Here is a 16,991-nt window from a genome sequence, read left to right as displayed (position 1 = left end):
AGGCGACAGCGAAATGGGCAAACCCACCGGATTTATAGAATATCAACGCGAGCTACCTGAAAACCGGCCCCCACTGGAACGGGTTCGTGACTGGCATGAATTTCACACGCACCTTCCAGCGCAAAAACTCAAAACACAAGCCGGTCGATGTATGGACTGCGGCGTGCCATTTTGTCATACCGGCACCCTGATCAGCGGTATGGCTTCAGGGTGCCCGATCAATAATCTGATTCCGGAGTGGAACGATCTGGTATACCGCGGGCTCTGGAAACAGGCGCTGGAACGCCTACATAAAACGAATAATTTTCCCGAATTTACCGGACGGGTATGCCCTGCACCCTGTGAAGGCTCATGTGTGCTGGGTATTATCGAACCGCCAGTCACCATTAAAACCATTGAACAGGCGATTGCAGACAAGGGATTTGAAGAAGGCTGGATTGTCCCTGAACCGCCGCGATACCGTACCGGAAAAAAAGTGGCCGTTGTCGGTTCTGGGCCGTCCGGCCTGTCATGCGCTGCCCAGCTGAATCGCGCCGGCCACCTGGTAACAGTGTATGAACGCGCCGACCGGATCGGCGGCCTGCTCATGTACGGTATCCCGAATATGAAACTCGACAAGACAGTTGTGCAACGGCGCGTCGAGCTAATGGCTCAGGAAGGCATTCAGTTTATCACCGGCACTGCCATTGGCACGGATGATTTTCCTGCAACTGCATTACGCGAGGAATTTGACGCCGTGGTATTGTGTTGCGGTGCCACCCGGCCACGCGATCTGGCCATCGAAGGGCGCAATCTTGAAGGAATTCACTTTGCTATCGATTTTCTTCATGCCAATACCAGGCACCTGCTGGACAACGATTACAACAGCAAGACAGAAATTTCGGCAAAAAACAAACATGTGATCGTCATTGGCGGCGGAGATACAGGAACCGACTGTGTGGCAACGGCAATGCGCCATGGCTGCAAAAGTATCACTCAATTTGAGATCATGGCTCGACCACCGGATACGCGCCAACCCGACAATCCCTGGCCTGAATGGCCTAAAATCTACCGCCTCGATTACGGACAGGAAGAGGCCGCAGCCTGCTTTGGCGATGATCCACGCAGCTATCTGATCATGACTGAACAGTTTGCAGGAGACGACGACAACCACGTCAAAACACTACACACTGTCGACATTGAATGGACGCAGGATGAAAATGGCCGTTTTTTTCCCAAAAAAATTCCGAATAGTGAAAAAACATGGCCGGCTGATCTGGTGTTGCTGGCAATGGGGTTTTTTGGCCCCGAAGATCCAATTGCGGATCAACTGGCTCTGGAACGGGACGCACGCACAAATATCAAAGCAGAAGAAGGTTTATATGCCACCAATATAGCAGGCATTTTCGCAGCCGGTGACATGCGCCGCGGTCAAAGCCTGGTGGTCTGGGCCATTTACGAAGGGCGCGGAGCTGCTCGCGAATGCGACCGGTATCTGATGGGTACCACAGCGCTACCCTGAAATAGGAACGTTTAGTGTATCAGTCCGTACCGGCATATTGAAAAAATTCATAAATCCCTATTTTTCAAATTAAGCTTATGAAAATAAATGGATAAGTTGTTATCAATGTGACCGAGAGGAGAATGAAACATGGATTTTCACAAACTGTATCCTTGGAACTGGTTTAAGCATGAAGAACCCGAAAATCACAAACAGAATGTTATTCTGGTTAAATCAGACAATCAGTCATTATCACCAGTTTCTCATATCAACAATCTGAATCAGCTGCACCGGGAAATTGATCGCCTGTTTGATGATGCCTTTCGCGGTTTTGGTCTGCCATTACATTCGCGATCAGAATTTCTAAACCAGTTTATTTCTGATGATTCAGCGCCGACTTTTAGAGCCAGCATTAATATCGCAAGCGATGACAGGCAATATACGATTACGCTTGAGGCACCCGGACTTTCTCAGGATGATTTGTCAATTGAGTTAAAAGATCAAGTGCTGGTAATCAAGGGAAGCAAGCAAGAGGAACAGGAAGACAAAAACAAGCACTATTATCACAGGGAATGCCGCTATGGCGTATTTGAACGAGTGCTTGCGATACCGGACGATGCCGATATTGACGCTATTCAGGCAAACATGGATAAAGGTCTGTTGACAATCAACATGCCGCGCAAGGAAACCAGTAAATCCGACGTTAAGAAAATCGCTATCAAAAGTGTGTAAGCAACTTTTGCTATGTCACAGTTTGGTCTTGAATTGCTCGATAGCGATGTTTATTAAAAAATGACCGGCAAACATCGCGCCATCATTGAAGCCGATGCCTGCCGGCAACAGAGGAATCTGAAAAGAACGGGTAATTCTCATCAAGCTTTGGTCGGCCGAACCAGCAAAATGGATGCGTCAACTTGAGTAATAAGCTGCTCCGCAACGGAACCTATCAGGAACCGTTTCAATCCACGACGATTCGCTGTTCCAACGACAACCAGATCCGCATCCCAGTCTGCAACTGCAGCAGCAATGGTTTCAATAATACCAATCAAGCCGAAGCCAGACTCAGAAATCAGTAATTGTGTTTCCACATTCGGCAGGTTAACGGTTGATTTGGCATCATCAATAATGCCCTGGCCTGTTTTTTTGTCTGCCTCCAAATCACCACCCATAGTCAGGACGATTGCATGAACAATACGCAATGCTGCATTATATGTTTTTGCTATATTTTCCGCCTCAACTAAAGCCCGCTGGGCAGTCTCACTCCCATCAACTGCAACAACAATTTTCTTATACATGCAAAACTCCTTATCTTGTTGTCCCAAATAGCAGCGCAAGCCACACATCCATCATACTTAAAATGCTGTATGGTGTCATGTCAATTATCCATCCTGCTATTTCTGGTTGTTTGAAACCACTTTTTACAATGTACAAACCAAATCCTTTATCAGACAACAAAAAAAAGTAAACCAAGCTTGCACGAACGCTCCGCAATGGGTGCCAGGCAAAAACCGTTACCATTTTTAAAATGCCAACGGTTCTTGAATAATGGAAAACTGGCAACGGAAAAGACAAAAACATATAATGCCGTATTAATACGAATGTTTCAGTATGTCAAAGTCAAAAACACAAGTAATGCTGGTTGACGATCACGCCATGATGCGCCATGGCATCGCACTACTTGTCAATATGGAACCTGATATGCAGGTATGTGCCGAGGCTGGTGACGGCAGTGACGCACTGGCCCTGCTTAAACGAAATCGGCGCATCGACATTGTTCTGCTCGATATAACACTCAAAACCGTCCCTGGTTTCGAGGTCATTAAAAGCATGCACCTTATGCTGCCTGATTTACCAGTGCTCTTTGTTTCCATGCATGACGAAGAAGTTTATGCCGAACGTGCTCTCCAGGTTGGTGCGCGGGGTTATGTTTCGAAACAGGAACCCAGCACTGTATTAATCACGGCGATACGCGAAGTATTGAAAGGCAATATTTATCTGAGTAAAAAAATGCACGCAAAACTGCTGAGCAAAATTTCATCCAGTTATTCCGAACCCGAGCAGTCGATCAATACGTTAACTCTCAGCGAATTTGAAGTTTTTCATTTGATTGGAACAGGACACAGCAGCCAGGATATCGCCAGATTGCTTAATCGTAGTGTCAAAACAATTGAAACGCATCGTTTCAATATCCGCACTAAATTAAACCTGAAAGATGGCGCAGATTTGATCCGCTATGCAACACAATGGAATTTAGCTGAACTCAGAAAATCGATGTAGTAGCAGTCAACTGACTCTGACACTGCCACAGTATCGGCGCCTGCCAGCAGTCGGTCGCGATTTTCCTGACTATTTATCAGTTTTTCTAATTGGTGATTTACGAAATTAAATTATCTGATTCAACAATCCAGGCAACTTTGCAGTCAATCAAAGTGATTGAAATTTGAAACGGCCCTGGTAGCAACAGCACTGCAGTATTGAGAAAAAATAACCATCTTGTGCAGAATGCGCCACTGAAGTACGCTCTACATATTAGGCCAATAATGAATGATGAATATGCCAACTTCAAAAGCACAAGTTATGCTGGTGGATGGTCATGCCATGATGCGGCAAAGCATCGCCATACTTGTCAATCTTGAGCCTGATATGGAAGTTTGTGCTGAAGCCAAAGACGGTTGCGAAGCAATAAATTTTTTAAAGCAAGGCTGTCAGGTGGATATCGTGCTGCTTGCCGTAACGTTCAAAACCATATCAGGATTTGAAATAATCAAGGACATTCAGTCCCTATACCCTGCGTTACCTGTACTTTTTGTTTCCATGAATAATGAAGAGATCTACGCAGAAAGGGCTTTGCAGGCGGGCGCTCGAGGCTATGTGATGAAGCAGGAATCCGGCGAGGTATTGATCAACGCCATACGAGAAGTGCTCAACGGCAACATTTTTCTGAGCCAGAAAATGTATGCCGGGCTATTAAATAAAATAAACATCAAACGCTCGGATGCTGAGCAGTTGATCAATACACTGACACCAAGTGAGTTTGAGGTAATGAATTTAATTGGTCAGGGGCACAGCAGCCAGGAAATCGCCAAGTTGCTTGGCCGCAGCGTTAAAACAATCGAAACTCACCGCTTTAATATTCGAACCAAGTTGAATCTTAAAGACAGCACCGATCTGATACGTTATGCCACACGCTGGGTAAGTGGACAACAATAGATCCGTTAATCACCCGATTTCTGCTTCAACGCGTATCTTCTTTATTGATAGATTCAGAATGATCGTGGCTATGAGACTCGTGGTCGAGCGGATGTGAATGAATCAAATTTCCGTGACGATGAAAGTTGGCCTGCAGGAGGATTTTTTCACGAATATGCCTGGCCAGAACGGAAAAACAAAATATCAGCGCGCCGAACAAGACAATTGTTGCACCAGAAGCAACATTAAAAAAATAGCTCAGAAACATACCACCTGCGCCGATCGTGACACCAATTAAAACGGAATATAACTGCATCATACTGAACCGGTCCGTCAGCATGCGTGCTGTCATTGCAGGCATAATCAATGCTGCTGCAATCATGGTTACACCCACGATATTCATGGCAACAATGACCGATAAGGTGAGCAATAGCGCAAAAAGTAGTTGCAGCGCTCCTGTTCTGATACCGAAAATCTGCGCAGCTTCCTCATCAAACGTAGCAAAAAGCAGCGGCCTGTATGATAGAAACATGACGAATAGTGTCACCGCCGCAACCAGCCCGATAATTATCAAATCGCCGTCTGTTATACCCAAAATGTTACCAAACAATGCTGCCTCAAGACTTTTGTTTAAATTGCGCTGCTGGCTAATGACCGCTACTCCAAGCGCAAAAACAGCGGTTGTGACAATACCGATAGCTGCATCTGATTTGATTTTTCTGTTTTTTGTCAACTGATTAATCATTAATGCAGCAAACAGGCCCATAGCCCCGGCGCCTATATAAAAATTGAAATTGAATACGAACCCAATCACGGCACCCCCAAAAGCGGCATGAGACAAACCGTGGCCGACATAACTCATACCTCTCAGTACAACATGCACTCCAACCAGCCCGCACAAAGCACCAACCAAAACAGCAGCTATCAGCCCGTGTCGGAAAAATTCATAAGATAACGGTTCCCAAAAAAACTGCATTGATGCTATAGGTCGTAATTGAATTTTAATGGCGTGCTATTGGCTATTAATTGATAATCCCCATGTTCAATTATAATAATGTCGCTGCCATAGGTTTTGGTGAGAATATCGTTGGTAAAAATATCGCGCGGCCGACCTTCAGCAACGATACCATTGTTAAAACAAATAACCCAGGGCAAATGAGAGGCGACAGCATTCAAATCGTGCGTTGTGAGTATTACAGTCATCCCCTGGCTGTTGATATCGCCCAGCAGATGGAGAACCTCGTGTTGCGTCTTAATATCCACGCCAGAAGTTGGTTCATCAAGCACTAACAGACTGGGGTTACTGATCAAGGCGCGTGCCAGAAACGCCCGCTGGCGCTGTCCGCCGGAGGTGTGAGAAATATGCTGTCGCAGGCAATTATAAATGCCCAGTTTTCCAGCCAGATCCTCGACTCGTTCACGCTCCTCTTTACTCTGCCAGGGCAGGAAGCGCCGGCCGGTATAAAGCCCCATCATAATAACGTCTTCAACGGTGACTGGAAAATTCCAGTCAACACTCTCCAGCTGGGGTATATAGCCGATTTTTTTGCTTTGGACGCGGTCAACCGGTTGACCGTTCATGAGTACCTGACCGCAGAATACCGTTTGCACACCCAGTATCGTTTTAAGCAGCGTCGTTTTTCCGCAACCGGTTGGGCCGACTATGCCGACAAACCGGCCTGGCTCAATTTGAAGCGATAAGCGCGTAAAAACGACATTATTTTCATAACTGGTTGTAACATCAATTAACTGTATGGCGGGATTCATCCCGTAACTGAATCAATCAAATTGCTGGCATCAATATGACTGGCGCATGCTGATTCACCGCCTAACGCTTCAGTCATTATTACAATGTTGTTGACCATCATGCCAATAAATGAATGATTCGGTTTTTCCGGCAGCTCGTCATCCGATAGTTCATCAACAAACCTTGCACCCGATTCGCGGGCGATCTGTTCCATAATTTTACTGGGAAAAACTTCGGAACCGAAAATTGCCGGAATTTTTTCACGTTTGATCTGCTCGATGATATACACAATATCACGAGGGCCCGGCTCCGTGAAGCTGGCCGGTTGTATTGCCGCGATAACTTCCATTCCATAGCGGGGAGCAAAATAGGCAAATGAATCATGGTAAGTGATCAGTTTGCGGTTACTTTCCGGAATGGTTTCGATACATGCAAATATAGCCTGATCAAGTCGCTGCAACTTGGTTATATAAGCAGTTGCATTTGCAGCATACAAATCAGCATGCCGGGAATCATGCTCAGCCAGCCTATCACGGACAATCTCCGCATATCGGATGGTCAGTGCAATGTTCGGCCACAAGTGTGGATTGGGATTACCTTGTTCTTTTGGAAAACTGAAATCATACTGCCATTCTTCCTCGGGCAACGTTTCGTTCGCCAGTCGTACAATCGGTGTATTGGATTTTTTTACTTTTTCAGCCAGTTTAATTGTCGGTACCTCGAGACTCATTCCATTTACAAAAATAATATCTGCGTGGGCCAGTGTTTTGGCATCAGACGGAACAGGTTCGAATGTGTGCGAATCCGTCCCGTTGGGAACGATACCGGAAACTGTAACCAGCGAACCGCCGATATTTTCTACAATATTCGTTATTGGCGGTACGGTTGTTGCAATACGCAGCATCTTTTCCGAATTTTCAGCATGGACCAGATTTGTAGCCAGCAGCAGCGTTGTAAATAACCAAACCTGTCTGCTCGCAAATGGAAGTAATTTATTCATTTGGGTTTTCAGTTTTTCTCGGTGGCGCGATGTATTCGCTGACGCGTCGGAATCGGAGCTAACGGACCATGTGCATGACTGTGACTATGGCTGTCGCCGTGGCTGTGATCATGTTCCCCGTGATGATGGTGACCTCCTGAACTGTACGCACCGGATTCTGGTTCGAATTGCGCCGACTCTTCTACTACCGCCGCACCGAGCCCCTCCAGCATTTCTTTTAGTACGCTATCCTGGTGAATTCGCAAAAAACCATCACCCACCTGGGTAACAGTATGGCGATTACCAAGATGAAAAGCGCAGCGTAAAAGATCATGAGCCGAATTACAGGTGATACGGTACGTGGGTTCTTCGGCGGATATGATTTGAACAACCTTACCATCATCGCTGCAAAGCAGGTCGTTATTATGCAGCACTGTACCCCGTTGCGTAAAAATGGCTAGTTCCTCGCCTGAAGCCAGCGTGGTTCGCAAACGGCTGTTTACACGTAACTCATATGGCAAAACCAGCTGTGCGTAGATCGAATCAGCGTGCGACACTTTTTTATTCAAAATAAGCATTAATATTCCTTTGATACTGTTACCCAATCATTCGATTGCTATTACAATTATTAACCAGCGTTATACCGTCAAAACAAATGCCGTGAGCTAGCAAATCCTGATCCACTACTATCTCATTTTGCCGTTTTTGGGATCACCAGAACCGGTATTTTGGCCATTCTTAGGACTTTTTGCACAGTACTGCCGACAAACAAACTGCCCAACGCACCTCTTCCCTGTCCTGTCATCACGATCATATCGATAGCATTGTCATCTGCATATGCACATATTTCAGCCGCTACATCCTCATCGCAAACAACAACATCAGTCGTTACGTTTGTATTGCTAAAAAACTGGCGGGCAACGGATTCAAGTTTTTCTCTTGTTTGCTCCAATACTTTTTTACGATAATCCTGAATCGCGCCTGGGTCCGGCATCTGTTTCAACAGATCGGGCGGCACATCACCGGTTTGCAGAATACTTATTAGTGTAATCTGGTGTCCCTGCATTTTTGCTGCATAGGTCAGAGCAGCGAATGACACATCGGAGAAATCTGTAGTAACCAATAGTTTTTTTGATTCCATTTCTGGCAAGCCTCTTCATTAAATTAAAAATACAGATCTTAATCAGAATTGTCATTGTTTCAGTCAACTGACAACAGCGATATAAAATTCATACTTTTTCCTGATGCCTGAAATTCGCCAGCACTTGATCGCTGGCACTGCAGCACGCGTGTATAGCGGAACAGGCGCTATGGCCTGTTACTAGTAGACTGCAACTTGTGTAAAACTGTCAATACTTTCTATTGACTACCGATAATCGGAAAAAAACCTCAATTTACATCTTCCAAAGATTCCGTATGCAAAAATTCCAATTTGCCTGTCTATGTTTGACTATTTATAGCGTAAAAATCTAATGGTTTTTCTTAGATAAAAATAAAATTTTGCCTGATAAGAAAATAAAACATTCCCCGAGTCTAAAACAAAACATTCCCTAATAGTCAGATGATCATTAGCCAGCATAATATCTAATTGCATTGAGCAATTCGTATTAACAATTTGAAAGAAACCGGAATAATACGTACTCACATTCAATTTTGTGACAGTACAAAAAACTGAACAACTGACTGGTAATTGAAACATTGTTAACGAGTCCAGACAGTCAATACGTAAAAGTATACAGAATTTGGTTTTTGGTCTGATATTAACTGTATGCCGCCTATCATATAGCGTCAAAAAGAGGGAGACACATGAATGAAGTTATTTTTCATCGGTATGCCTAGCAAGTTCAGCATACACTGGAACAAATCGGAAAGTACGCTGCAATATACGCATTTAACTGATAAAACAAGGAAAATTCTGAGATGCATGGTTTTTGCAATAATCATGACACTGTCAGGCACAGTCTTTTTCACGAACGCTCATGCAGACTTTTTCGACGACAACGGATTCGAAGCTAATCCGGATCATGATGAAACAGGCGGTGTTGGAAATAGAGAAGAACAGGATTGGTGGCTTCGAGGCAATAATTTTCAAGCCAATCACGCCAAAATAGGTGATGTGAAAGTCGGATTTGATAAATTCAAATTTCGAATGGAATATGATGATTATCGATGGTTAACTATTGGCGCCGGTTATCGAGGATCAGGTGTGTGGGCGCAAAATGAGCAGAATAATTACCGGGACCGCTACAGCAATGATAATGCCCGTATCTATGTAAATGGTCAGATTCACCGCTTTATTAAATTTGAATTTAATACCGAATGTTTCTGGTGTAATAACACCGATAAAGGCGATAATCCAAAAATACTTTTCACTGTGCTGGATGCGGTCGGCAAATTCGAATATAACCGCTATTTCAATATCTGGGGTGGCCGCATGCTCGTCCCGACAGAACGTGGAGAATTGAGCGGTCCTTACTTTCAGGCCACACACGATCCGTTCAAAACCCCTTTCTTTCCAAGTGACTTCAGCACCCATTTTGGCGCTGGCGGTGCGGGTCGCTACGGACGTGATGACGGTGGAACTTTCTGGGGAAGCTTTGAACCCGGTTTAATTCCAGGTACATTAAGTTATGCTGGCGGTGTTTTCAGGGGCCTATCATCAAAAAACGACATGGGACCCAATCAGACCGATGATGTTAAGTGGGCCGGCCGTGTTACCTACAATTTTTTAAATCCCGAGAATAACCCGGGTTACTACACCAGCAGCACTTATTACGGAACTGCCGGCGATATACTCGCTGTTGCATTTGGATTCGCTTATCAAAAAAATGGTGCGGGATCTTTTGCAAGCCGCAGCGATTTTCTGGGTTTGGTCACCGATGTATTGTTTGAAAAAGTTATGCCGCAGAATCTGGGCGTATTCACTGTTAACGGCGAATACAAACATTTCTATGCGGATTACGACAGCAGGGCGTTTGCCGACCCTGATTGCTTTTGTATTTTTGACGGACAATCCTGGACAGTAACAGGACTGTATTTGTTTCCCACCAAAATTGGAATTGGTCAATTCCAGCCATACGGAAGATATACCAGCGTTCAGCCGGATAACAGCAGCAACCGGGAAGAAGTTGAGGGTGGTATAAACTATATCATTGATGGTTTTAATGCACGTATTTCAGCATACTATCAATACGGTGACCTGTTTACAAAAGGCTTGAACTATGCGCCTGATGCGTTTGGAGAGAAAGTCAATGTATTTAAATTGTCGTTTCAGATACAGATCTAGTACATTGTTGAAATACATGTTTCAAACAGATGATAGACAAGGTCAATACTGAATGCTGTTTAAATCATACAACGTCATACAAAACAATGTTAAATAAAATTAAACCTGTTTAGTGGCAACAATTGACCGACCCATATAACGCAAAAAATGTCCATTTATTCAAATTTAAAAAAAATTACAGAATCTGATGTACCAATATTATCGGTGAACAATACAAGCAACAGCAATCAGTCAGCGCACAATGAAACGAGAGCACCTGACCAGACGCATGATAAATCGACAATATCGCACTCCGATACCAAACCGGATGCAAGTATTTCTCTGACGTTTGATAAAGTTGCAGGAAAATGCCGCCTGGCATCACGTACACATTTTGGACAACTGTATGTACAAAAGCCATTCTACCCGGAAGGCCCGGAAGTATGCCATATCGTGCTGGTTCATCCACCTGGAGGGGTAGTCGGAGGAGACAGATTGGAAATAGCCGGCCATGTCGGCACAGATTCCAGCGTACAAATAACAACGCCGGGTGCAGCAAAATGGTATCGATCCAATGGCCGGACATCGTTTCAGACTGTAACGCTTGACGTTAAAACCGGCGGCACAATGGAATGGTTGCCACAGGAAACAATCTTCTTTGACGATGCACAAGTAGAACTTGTTCAAAATATCAATCTGGAAAAGGATTCCACCTATATCGGATGCGAAATTTTTTGCCTGGGCCGTACAGCTTTTGGTGAATCATTCAACACAGGACAAATCAGACAGAGAGTAAAAATACACCGCGACAGAAAATTAATCTGGTATGAGCAACTCAACTTGCGTGGCGGTGATAAAGACATGCGCAGCCAGCTTGTTCTGGCAAATAAAACCGTTTGTGCAACACTAATTGCCGCGAGCGATTCAATTCATTCCAGCGATTTGATCAGTGCACTGCGCGAACAGGCTGCCTGTGTTGCACAAGGCACCGGGATGCTCGGCGTATCGCAGGTAAAATCTATAATCGTAGCGCGCTATCTAGGTGATTCAAGTGAAGTTGCACGTGCTGTTATGTTAAAACTCTGGGACGTTTTGCGTCCGACACTACTTGGACGCACAGCTGAAGTACCCCGCATGTGGAATACATGAATAAATTTTCAGTTCGACAATTGTTTCATACACTATTTATAACTTGTTTGTAAGGAGGTAATCATGGATCTGACCCCAAGAGAAAAAGATAAACTTCAAATCTTCACTGCCGGTTTGCTCGCTGAAAGACGCAAAGCGCGCGGTGTAAAGCTGAATTATCCCGAAGCAGTCGCTCTGATTACTTGCGCGGTTCTGGAAGGTGCGCGCGACGGTCGCACGGTGGCCGAACTCATGTCCGAGGGTGCACGCGTGTTAACGCGGGCTGACGTTATGGAAGGTGTTCCTGAAATGATTCACGACATTCAGGTTGAAGCAACCTTTCCGGATGGCACTAAACTGGTGACCGTTCATAATCCCATATCTTAATCTTGAATTGAAGGAGAATAAGACCATGATTCCTGGAGAAACCATCGTTGAATCAGGCGAAATAGAATTAAATGCCGGCCGAAAAACGAACACAATTAAAGTTAAAAATACTGGCGACAGACCTATACAGGTTGGTTCGCATTTTCACTTCTATGAAGCAAACTCCGCTCTTGACTTTGATCGGCAAGAAGCCTATGGAATGCGATTGAATATTATGGCTGGCACCGCGATTCGTTTTGAACCGGGGCAGGAACGCACAGTTGAGCTCGTTGATCTTGCAGGGAGCAGAATAATTTATGGATTTAACCAAAAAGTTATGGGCTCGCTTGTTTAAGCGTACCAGCGATAAACAGCAATCACAGGACAAACAATCAAAGGGAGCAGAAAACATGAGCTTTAAAATTTCGCGCCAGGCATATGCCGAAATGATGGGACCAACGACTGGAGACAGGGTTCGTCTGGCAGACACCGAACTGTTTATAGAAATTGAAAACGACTACACCATTTATGGCGAGGAAGTTAAATTTGGTGGGGGCAAGGTCATTCGTGATGGTATGGGGCAGTCTCAGCGCAATCATGCAGACGTTATGGATACGGTAATTACCAACGCAGTAATTATCGATCACTGGGGAATTGTAAAAGCGGATGTAGGACTTAAGAACGGCAGAATTGCCGCTATCGGCAAGGCTGGCAACCCCGACATCCAACCTGGCGTTTCAATGGCTATCGGTGCTGCTACAGAAATTATTGCCGGCGAGGGACAAATTCTGACTGCAGGTGCTTTGGACGTACACATACACTTTATCTGTCCTCAGCAGGAAGAAGACGCCATGATGAACGGTATAACCACAATGCTGGGCGGCGGCACCGGCCCTGCGGTCGGAACACTGGCGACAACCTGTACGCCGGGACCATGGCATATTCAGTCAATGCTGCGCGCTTCAGACGGCATGGTCATGAACACCGGCTTTTTTGGCAAGGGCAATGTCAGCTTGCCAACACCTAACGAAGAACAAGTTCTGGCTGGCGCCTGCGGTCTGAAACTACATGAAGACTGGGGCACGACATTTGGTGCGATCGATAACTGTTTGACAGTTGCCGATAAGATGGACGTTCAAGTTGCAATTCATACCGATACGATCAACGAAGGCGGCTATCTGGAAAATACAATCAAGGCGATGAAAAACAGAACGATACATACGTTTCATACCGAAGGTGCTGGTGGCGGTCACGCACCGGATATCATGAAGGTTGTTGAACTGGAAAACGTATTACCTTCTTCAACCAATCCGACCCGCCCTTACACGCGTAATACTCTCGACGAACATCTGGATATGCTGATGGTTTGCCACCATTTGAGTCCTGCCATACCGGAGGACGTTGCTTTCGCTGAATCCAGGATTCGCAAGGAAACCATTGCCGCTGAGGATATTTTGCACGATATAGGCGCCATTTCCATGATGGCATCAGACTCGCAGGCAATGGGTCGTATTGGTGAGGTTGTGACCAGAACATGGCAAACCGCGCATAAAATGAAAGTTCAGCGTGGCGCACTCAAAGAAGATTCAGCAAGAAATGATAATTTTAGAGTCAAGCGCTATATTGCAAAATACACTATCAATCCAGCCATATGTCATGGTATTTCGCATGCGGTAGGTTCAATAGAGGTCGGCAAATATGCTGATCTGGTACTGTGGAGGCCAGCACATTTTGGTGCAAAACCGTCAATGGTTCTTAAAGGCGGCATGATTGCGGCTGCACTGATGGGAGATCCGAATGCGTCGATCCCTACACCACAACCCGTTCATTATCGGTATATGTTTGGCGCGTATGGTACCGCGCTCAGAAACACGTGCTATACCTTTGTGTCAGAGGCTTCTTTGCATGCCGGCCTTGAAGATCATCTTAAAACTGACAAGCCATTAATTGCTGTAAAAAATACACGAGGATTGCGCAAAAAGGATATGGTTCATAACAGTGCCACACCAAAAATGGAAATCAATCCTGAAACCTATGAAGTCCGGGCCGATGGTGAGCTGCTGACATGTGAGCCCGCAAATACACTTCCGCTGGCACAGCGCTACTTTTTATTCTGAGAAAGTTTCTTGATGTATAAAGTAAAAGAAAGATTGTTAATCTTTCTTTTACTTATACCAGATTTGAACCGACGCTTTTAATCGTATCAAAAGTTTACTAAGAACAAACTGAAAAACAAATGCTGAGTTTTTTCATGATCGCCATAATTAATTACAAGTAGCTGCACGAGGCATTTTTGATCGAACAGTAAAAGATCATTTTCAGCATCAGCAAACAATATTTGATAATCTACTGAACACTCTACGGCATTTTAAAAAAATGATCAGTGAAAAACACCCTACAGAATTGTTGCGGTTGCTACATCTGGCAAGCCCAACGTTACCGATCGGGGCCTACACCTACTCACAAGGGCTGGAAGCGGCAATAGAAACAGGCAGCGTAACGGATGAAAATTCTGCGAATGCCTGGATTACAGAATCCCTATCCGTAGTCACTGATTTTGAAGCACCCATTTTCTGGCGTCTGCTACATGCATTTTCAAATCAGAATGAACCGGATGTTACATATTGGACTGAGTTATTTCTTGCTTCACGCGATACTCATGAATTGCGAGCTGAAACCATTCAGATGGGCTACTCCTTGAGTAAATTGGTTTATGACTTGAATATCGCTGAAGAACCGCTGCAGAGAATTATGGCGCTTCAGGTAGAGGTTCCACTACCAACCGCATTTGCCTGCGCAGCTACTGCATTGAAAATATCACAAGAGGCTGCGCTGCTTGGTTTTTTATTTTCAATAATTGAAAATCAGGTGCTTGTATGTGTTAAATCCATACCGCTTGGACAAGTTTCAGGCCAGCGCTTATTGCTCTCGCTACATCCAAAAATCGAAATGGCAGCTAACCACGCAATGCAGCTCGAAGATCACGAACTTTCCAATTGGGCACCCGGTTTATCCATTCTGTCAATGATGCATGAAATACAATATAGCCGTATTTATCGATCTTAAAACAATAACTTGGAATACATATATATCATGGCACACAAATCTAACCCTCTCCGTGTTGGCATAGGTGGTCCAGTCGGATCCGGCAAAACAGCGCTATGCGAAATATTAAGCAAAAAAATGCGTGACCATTACGAAATGGCTGTCATTACCAATGATATTTACACTAAAGAAGATCTTGAAATTTTATTGCGCGCAGAAGCACTGCCTGCAGAACGTTTGATCGGGGTTGAAACCGGCGGTTGTCCCCATACCGCTATCAGAGAAGACGCTTCGATAAATCTCGAGGCTATCTCTCGTATCACGCATGAATTTCCCAATCTGGATCTAGTACTGGTTGAATCCGGCGGTGACAATCTGGCCTCTACATTCAGTCCCGAATTGTCCGATCTGACTATTTACGTTATCGATGTAGCCGCTGGTGAAAAAATCCCCAGAAAAGGTGGCCCAGGCATCACGCGTTCTGCTTTGCTGGTTATCAATAAAATCGATCTGGCGCCGTATGTCGGTGCAGATCTTGACGTGATGGCCCGTGATGCCAAACGTATGCGCGGAGACCGGCCATTTGTGTTTACCAATATGCGTACTGGCCAGGGCATACAAGAAATAATTGACTTTATTGTCAAACAAGGTCTGCTTGAAGAAGTAAAAATGCATTAATTGAATGCATTTTTGTTGGATATATCCTTATCACCAATTTGTATAGGCAAAAGATGTATCAGTAACTACTTTGTTTCAGGTAATTTTTAATCTAGAAATAATTCGGAGAAAAAAATGCAATGGGCAGTGAAACTTGACATGGCTTTGCCGCGTCCGATTCGGGTCATTTTTCGTGGTGTGGGTCAGGTATTTTTTTGCGGTAACGCTGTTACAGGACTGGTTTTTTTAGTGGCGCTATATATCGGTGGTATAACTGCCGGGCTAGCGGCCACAGTTGGCGTTGTAACCAGTACTATTACTGCTTATCTGCTCGGCTTTTCAGAAGATGATATCGATGCCGGTCTTTACGGTTTTAACGGCACCCTGGTTGGACCCTGCCTCTTTCTTTTTCTTGAAAATACGCCTTTGCTTTGGGTATACGTCGTATTTGCTGCCATATTATCGAGCGTAGTTCTTGCGGCTTTGATTCGAATTTTGACACCTTACAAGATACCTGCATCGACCTCACCTTTCGTTCTAACATGCTGGATGTTCATGGTTGCAGTTTATTCATTCGACAACCTCTCACACGGCCCCGTTCTGCCACCACCAGGTATACCCGAAACGCTGGTAAGTGCAGACCTTCCAGTAGCAGCCTGGGTTTCTGCCATGACAGATGAAACAGCCGAACTGTGGTATGTCGCCTTAACAAAAGGTATTGCGGAAGTCATGTTCGCTGATAATGTTCTTGTCGGAATTCTGTTTTTGATCGGTATCGCCATTACTTCTTTGCGGGGTGCTTTTATGGCACTATGCGGAACATTTGTTGGTGTACTGGTTCCCGTATTACTTGGTGCCAGTCAAAATCTGATAGAAATGGGACTATATGCGTTTAACCCTGTACTGACCATGATGGCAATCGGCTGGGTTTTTCTCAAACCATCTGTCGGAACAGCTTTTTTGGCATTGATTGCAGGTATTTTAACAGTCGTTTGCCAGGCTGGTCTGGCTAATTTCCTGACACCGATTGGTTTACCCACGCTGACATTTCCATTTGTTTTGACAATGTGGATGTTTCTGTTTGCTGCTTCTGTATCAAAACACTGGTCATCAGAATAATTCAGTAATGTGTATA

The 16,991-nt window shown here is 44.8% G+C and carries 18 protein-coding genes; 12 read left to right on the top strand and 6 right to left on the bottom strand.

The window, feature by feature from the left end; all coding sequences use genetic code 11:
* Window positions 1-13: 13 nt before the first annotated feature.
* Both BMX44_RS05420 and BMX44_RS05415 read left to right on the top strand, forming a co-directional pair.
* Window positions 14-1,501 carry a glutamate synthase subunit beta gene (locus BMX44_RS05420; protein ID WP_090629086.1) on the top strand — a complete coding sequence of 496 codons (1,488 nt, stop codon included), beginning with the start codon at window positions 14-16 and terminating at the stop codon, window positions 1,499-1,501.
* A 129-nt stretch (window positions 1,502-1,630) separates the two neighbouring features.
* Complete coding sequence (locus BMX44_RS05415) at window positions 1,631-2,212, top strand: Hsp20/alpha crystallin family protein (protein WP_090629084.1); 582 nt, start codon at window positions 1,631-1,633, stop codon at window positions 2,210-2,212.
* Window positions 2,213-2,352: 140 nt separating this feature from the next.
* Here the strand turns inward: BMX44_RS05415 and BMX44_RS05410 are convergent, their stop codons facing one another.
* Entirely contained in the window at window positions 2,353-2,775 is a 423-nt protein-coding gene (locus tag BMX44_RS05410; RefSeq protein WP_177167680.1) for a universal stress protein, read from the bottom strand.
* Between the two features lie 313 nt (window positions 2,776-3,088).
* On the opposite strand from BMX44_RS05410, the gene BMX44_RS05400 reads away from it, so the two are divergent.
* Together BMX44_RS05400 and BMX44_RS05395 are read left to right on the top strand one after the other, a co-directional pair.
* Window positions 3,089-3,757 (top strand): response regulator, encoded by a 669-nt coding sequence (locus BMX44_RS05400; RefSeq protein ID WP_090629076.1) that lies wholly within the window; start codon window positions 3,089-3,091, stop codon window positions 3,755-3,757.
* A 276-nt stretch (window positions 3,758-4,033) separates the two neighbouring features.
* Entirely contained in the window at window positions 4,034-4,690 is a 657-nt protein-coding gene (locus BMX44_RS05395) for a response regulator transcription factor (RefSeq protein WP_090629073.1), read from the top strand.
* Between the two features lie 25 nt (window positions 4,691-4,715).
* Here the strand turns inward: BMX44_RS05395 and BMX44_RS05390 are convergent, their stop codons facing one another.
* The 5 genes from BMX44_RS05390 to BMX44_RS05370 all read right to left on the bottom strand — a co-directional run bounded on the left by BMX44_RS05390 (window position 4,716) and on the right by BMX44_RS05370 (window position 8,536).
* On the bottom strand, window positions 4,716-5,645 hold the full coding sequence (locus BMX44_RS05390) for a metal ABC transporter permease (RefSeq protein WP_090629068.1): 930 nt from the start codon (window positions 5,643-5,645) through the stop codon (window positions 4,716-4,718).
* Between the two features lie 5 nt (window positions 5,646-5,650).
* Window positions 5,651-6,436 carry a metal ABC transporter ATP-binding protein gene (locus BMX44_RS05385; protein WP_090629066.1) on the bottom strand — a complete coding sequence of 262 codons (786 nt, stop codon included), beginning with the start codon at window positions 6,434-6,436 and terminating at the stop codon, window positions 5,651-5,653.
* Window positions 6,433-7,416, bottom strand: a complete 984-nt coding sequence (locus BMX44_RS05380; protein WP_090629063.1) for a metal ABC transporter substrate-binding protein — start codon at window positions 7,414-7,416, stop codon at window positions 6,433-6,435. Before BMX44_RS05380 ends, BMX44_RS05385 begins: the two co-directional genes overlap by 4 nt.
* Before the next feature lie 8 nt (window positions 7,417-7,424).
* Window positions 7,425-7,973 (bottom strand): urease accessory protein UreE, encoded by a 549-nt coding sequence (gene ureE, locus BMX44_RS05375; protein ID WP_090629061.1) that lies wholly within the window; start codon window positions 7,971-7,973, stop codon window positions 7,425-7,427.
* Window positions 7,974-8,086: 113 nt separating this feature from the next.
* Window positions 8,087-8,536: a universal stress protein gene (locus BMX44_RS05370; protein WP_090629058.1), complete on the bottom strand. Its 450-nt coding sequence runs from the start codon at window positions 8,534-8,536 to the stop codon at window positions 8,087-8,089.
* 669 nt (window positions 8,537-9,205) lie between these two features.
* On the opposite strand from BMX44_RS05370, the gene BMX44_RS05365 reads away from it, so the two are divergent.
* From BMX44_RS05365 to yut, 8 genes are all read left to right on the top strand, one after another.
* Window positions 9,206-10,681: a hypothetical protein gene (locus tag BMX44_RS05365; RefSeq protein ID WP_245738841.1), complete on the top strand. Its 1,476-nt coding sequence runs from the start codon at window positions 9,206-9,208 to the stop codon at window positions 10,679-10,681.
* Window positions 10,682-10,885: 204 nt separating this feature from the next.
* On the top strand, window positions 10,886-11,809 hold the full coding sequence (locus BMX44_RS05360) for an urease accessory protein UreD (protein ID WP_245738840.1): 924 nt from the start codon (window positions 10,886-10,888) through the stop codon (window positions 11,807-11,809).
* Window positions 11,810-11,872: 63 nt separating this feature from the next.
* Window positions 11,873-12,175 carry an urease subunit gamma gene (ureA, locus tag BMX44_RS05355; RefSeq protein ID WP_090629052.1) on the top strand — a complete coding sequence of 101 codons (303 nt, stop codon included), beginning with the start codon at window positions 11,873-11,875 and terminating at the stop codon, window positions 12,173-12,175.
* A gap of 25 nt (window positions 12,176-12,200) precedes the next feature.
* The gene (locus tag BMX44_RS05350) at window positions 12,201-12,509 is read left to right on the top strand and encodes an urease subunit beta (protein ID WP_090629050.1); all 309 of its coding nucleotides are present in this window, start codon (window positions 12,201-12,203) and stop codon (window positions 12,507-12,509) included.
* A 55-nt stretch (window positions 12,510-12,564) separates the two neighbouring features.
* A complete protein-coding gene (gene ureC, locus BMX44_RS05345) occupies window positions 12,565-14,271 on the top strand; it encodes an urease subunit alpha (protein ID WP_090629149.1) in 1,707 nt (568 codons plus the stop codon).
* A 259-nt stretch (window positions 14,272-14,530) separates the two neighbouring features.
* Complete coding sequence (locus tag BMX44_RS05340) at window positions 14,531-15,220, top strand: urease accessory protein UreF (protein WP_090629046.1); 690 nt, start codon at window positions 14,531-14,533, stop codon at window positions 15,218-15,220.
* Between the two features lie 27 nt (window positions 15,221-15,247).
* Entirely contained in the window at window positions 15,248-15,877 is a 630-nt protein-coding gene (gene ureG / locus BMX44_RS05335) for an urease accessory protein UreG (RefSeq protein WP_090629044.1), read from the top strand.
* Window positions 15,878-15,991: 114 nt separating this feature from the next.
* Entirely contained in the window at window positions 15,992-16,975 is a 984-nt protein-coding gene (gene yut / locus BMX44_RS05330; protein ID WP_090629042.1) for an urea transporter, read from the top strand.
* Window positions 16,976-16,991 lie beyond the last annotated feature (16 nt).

Source organism: Nitrosomonas marina, from assembly GCF_900110145.1.
GTDB classification, from domain to species: Bacteria; Pseudomonadota; Gammaproteobacteria; order Burkholderiales; family Nitrosomonadaceae; genus Nitrosomonas; species Nitrosomonas marina.
The sequence above is the reverse complement of the archived record's forward strand: the minus strand, read 5'-3'. Positions and strand labels throughout refer to the sequence as shown.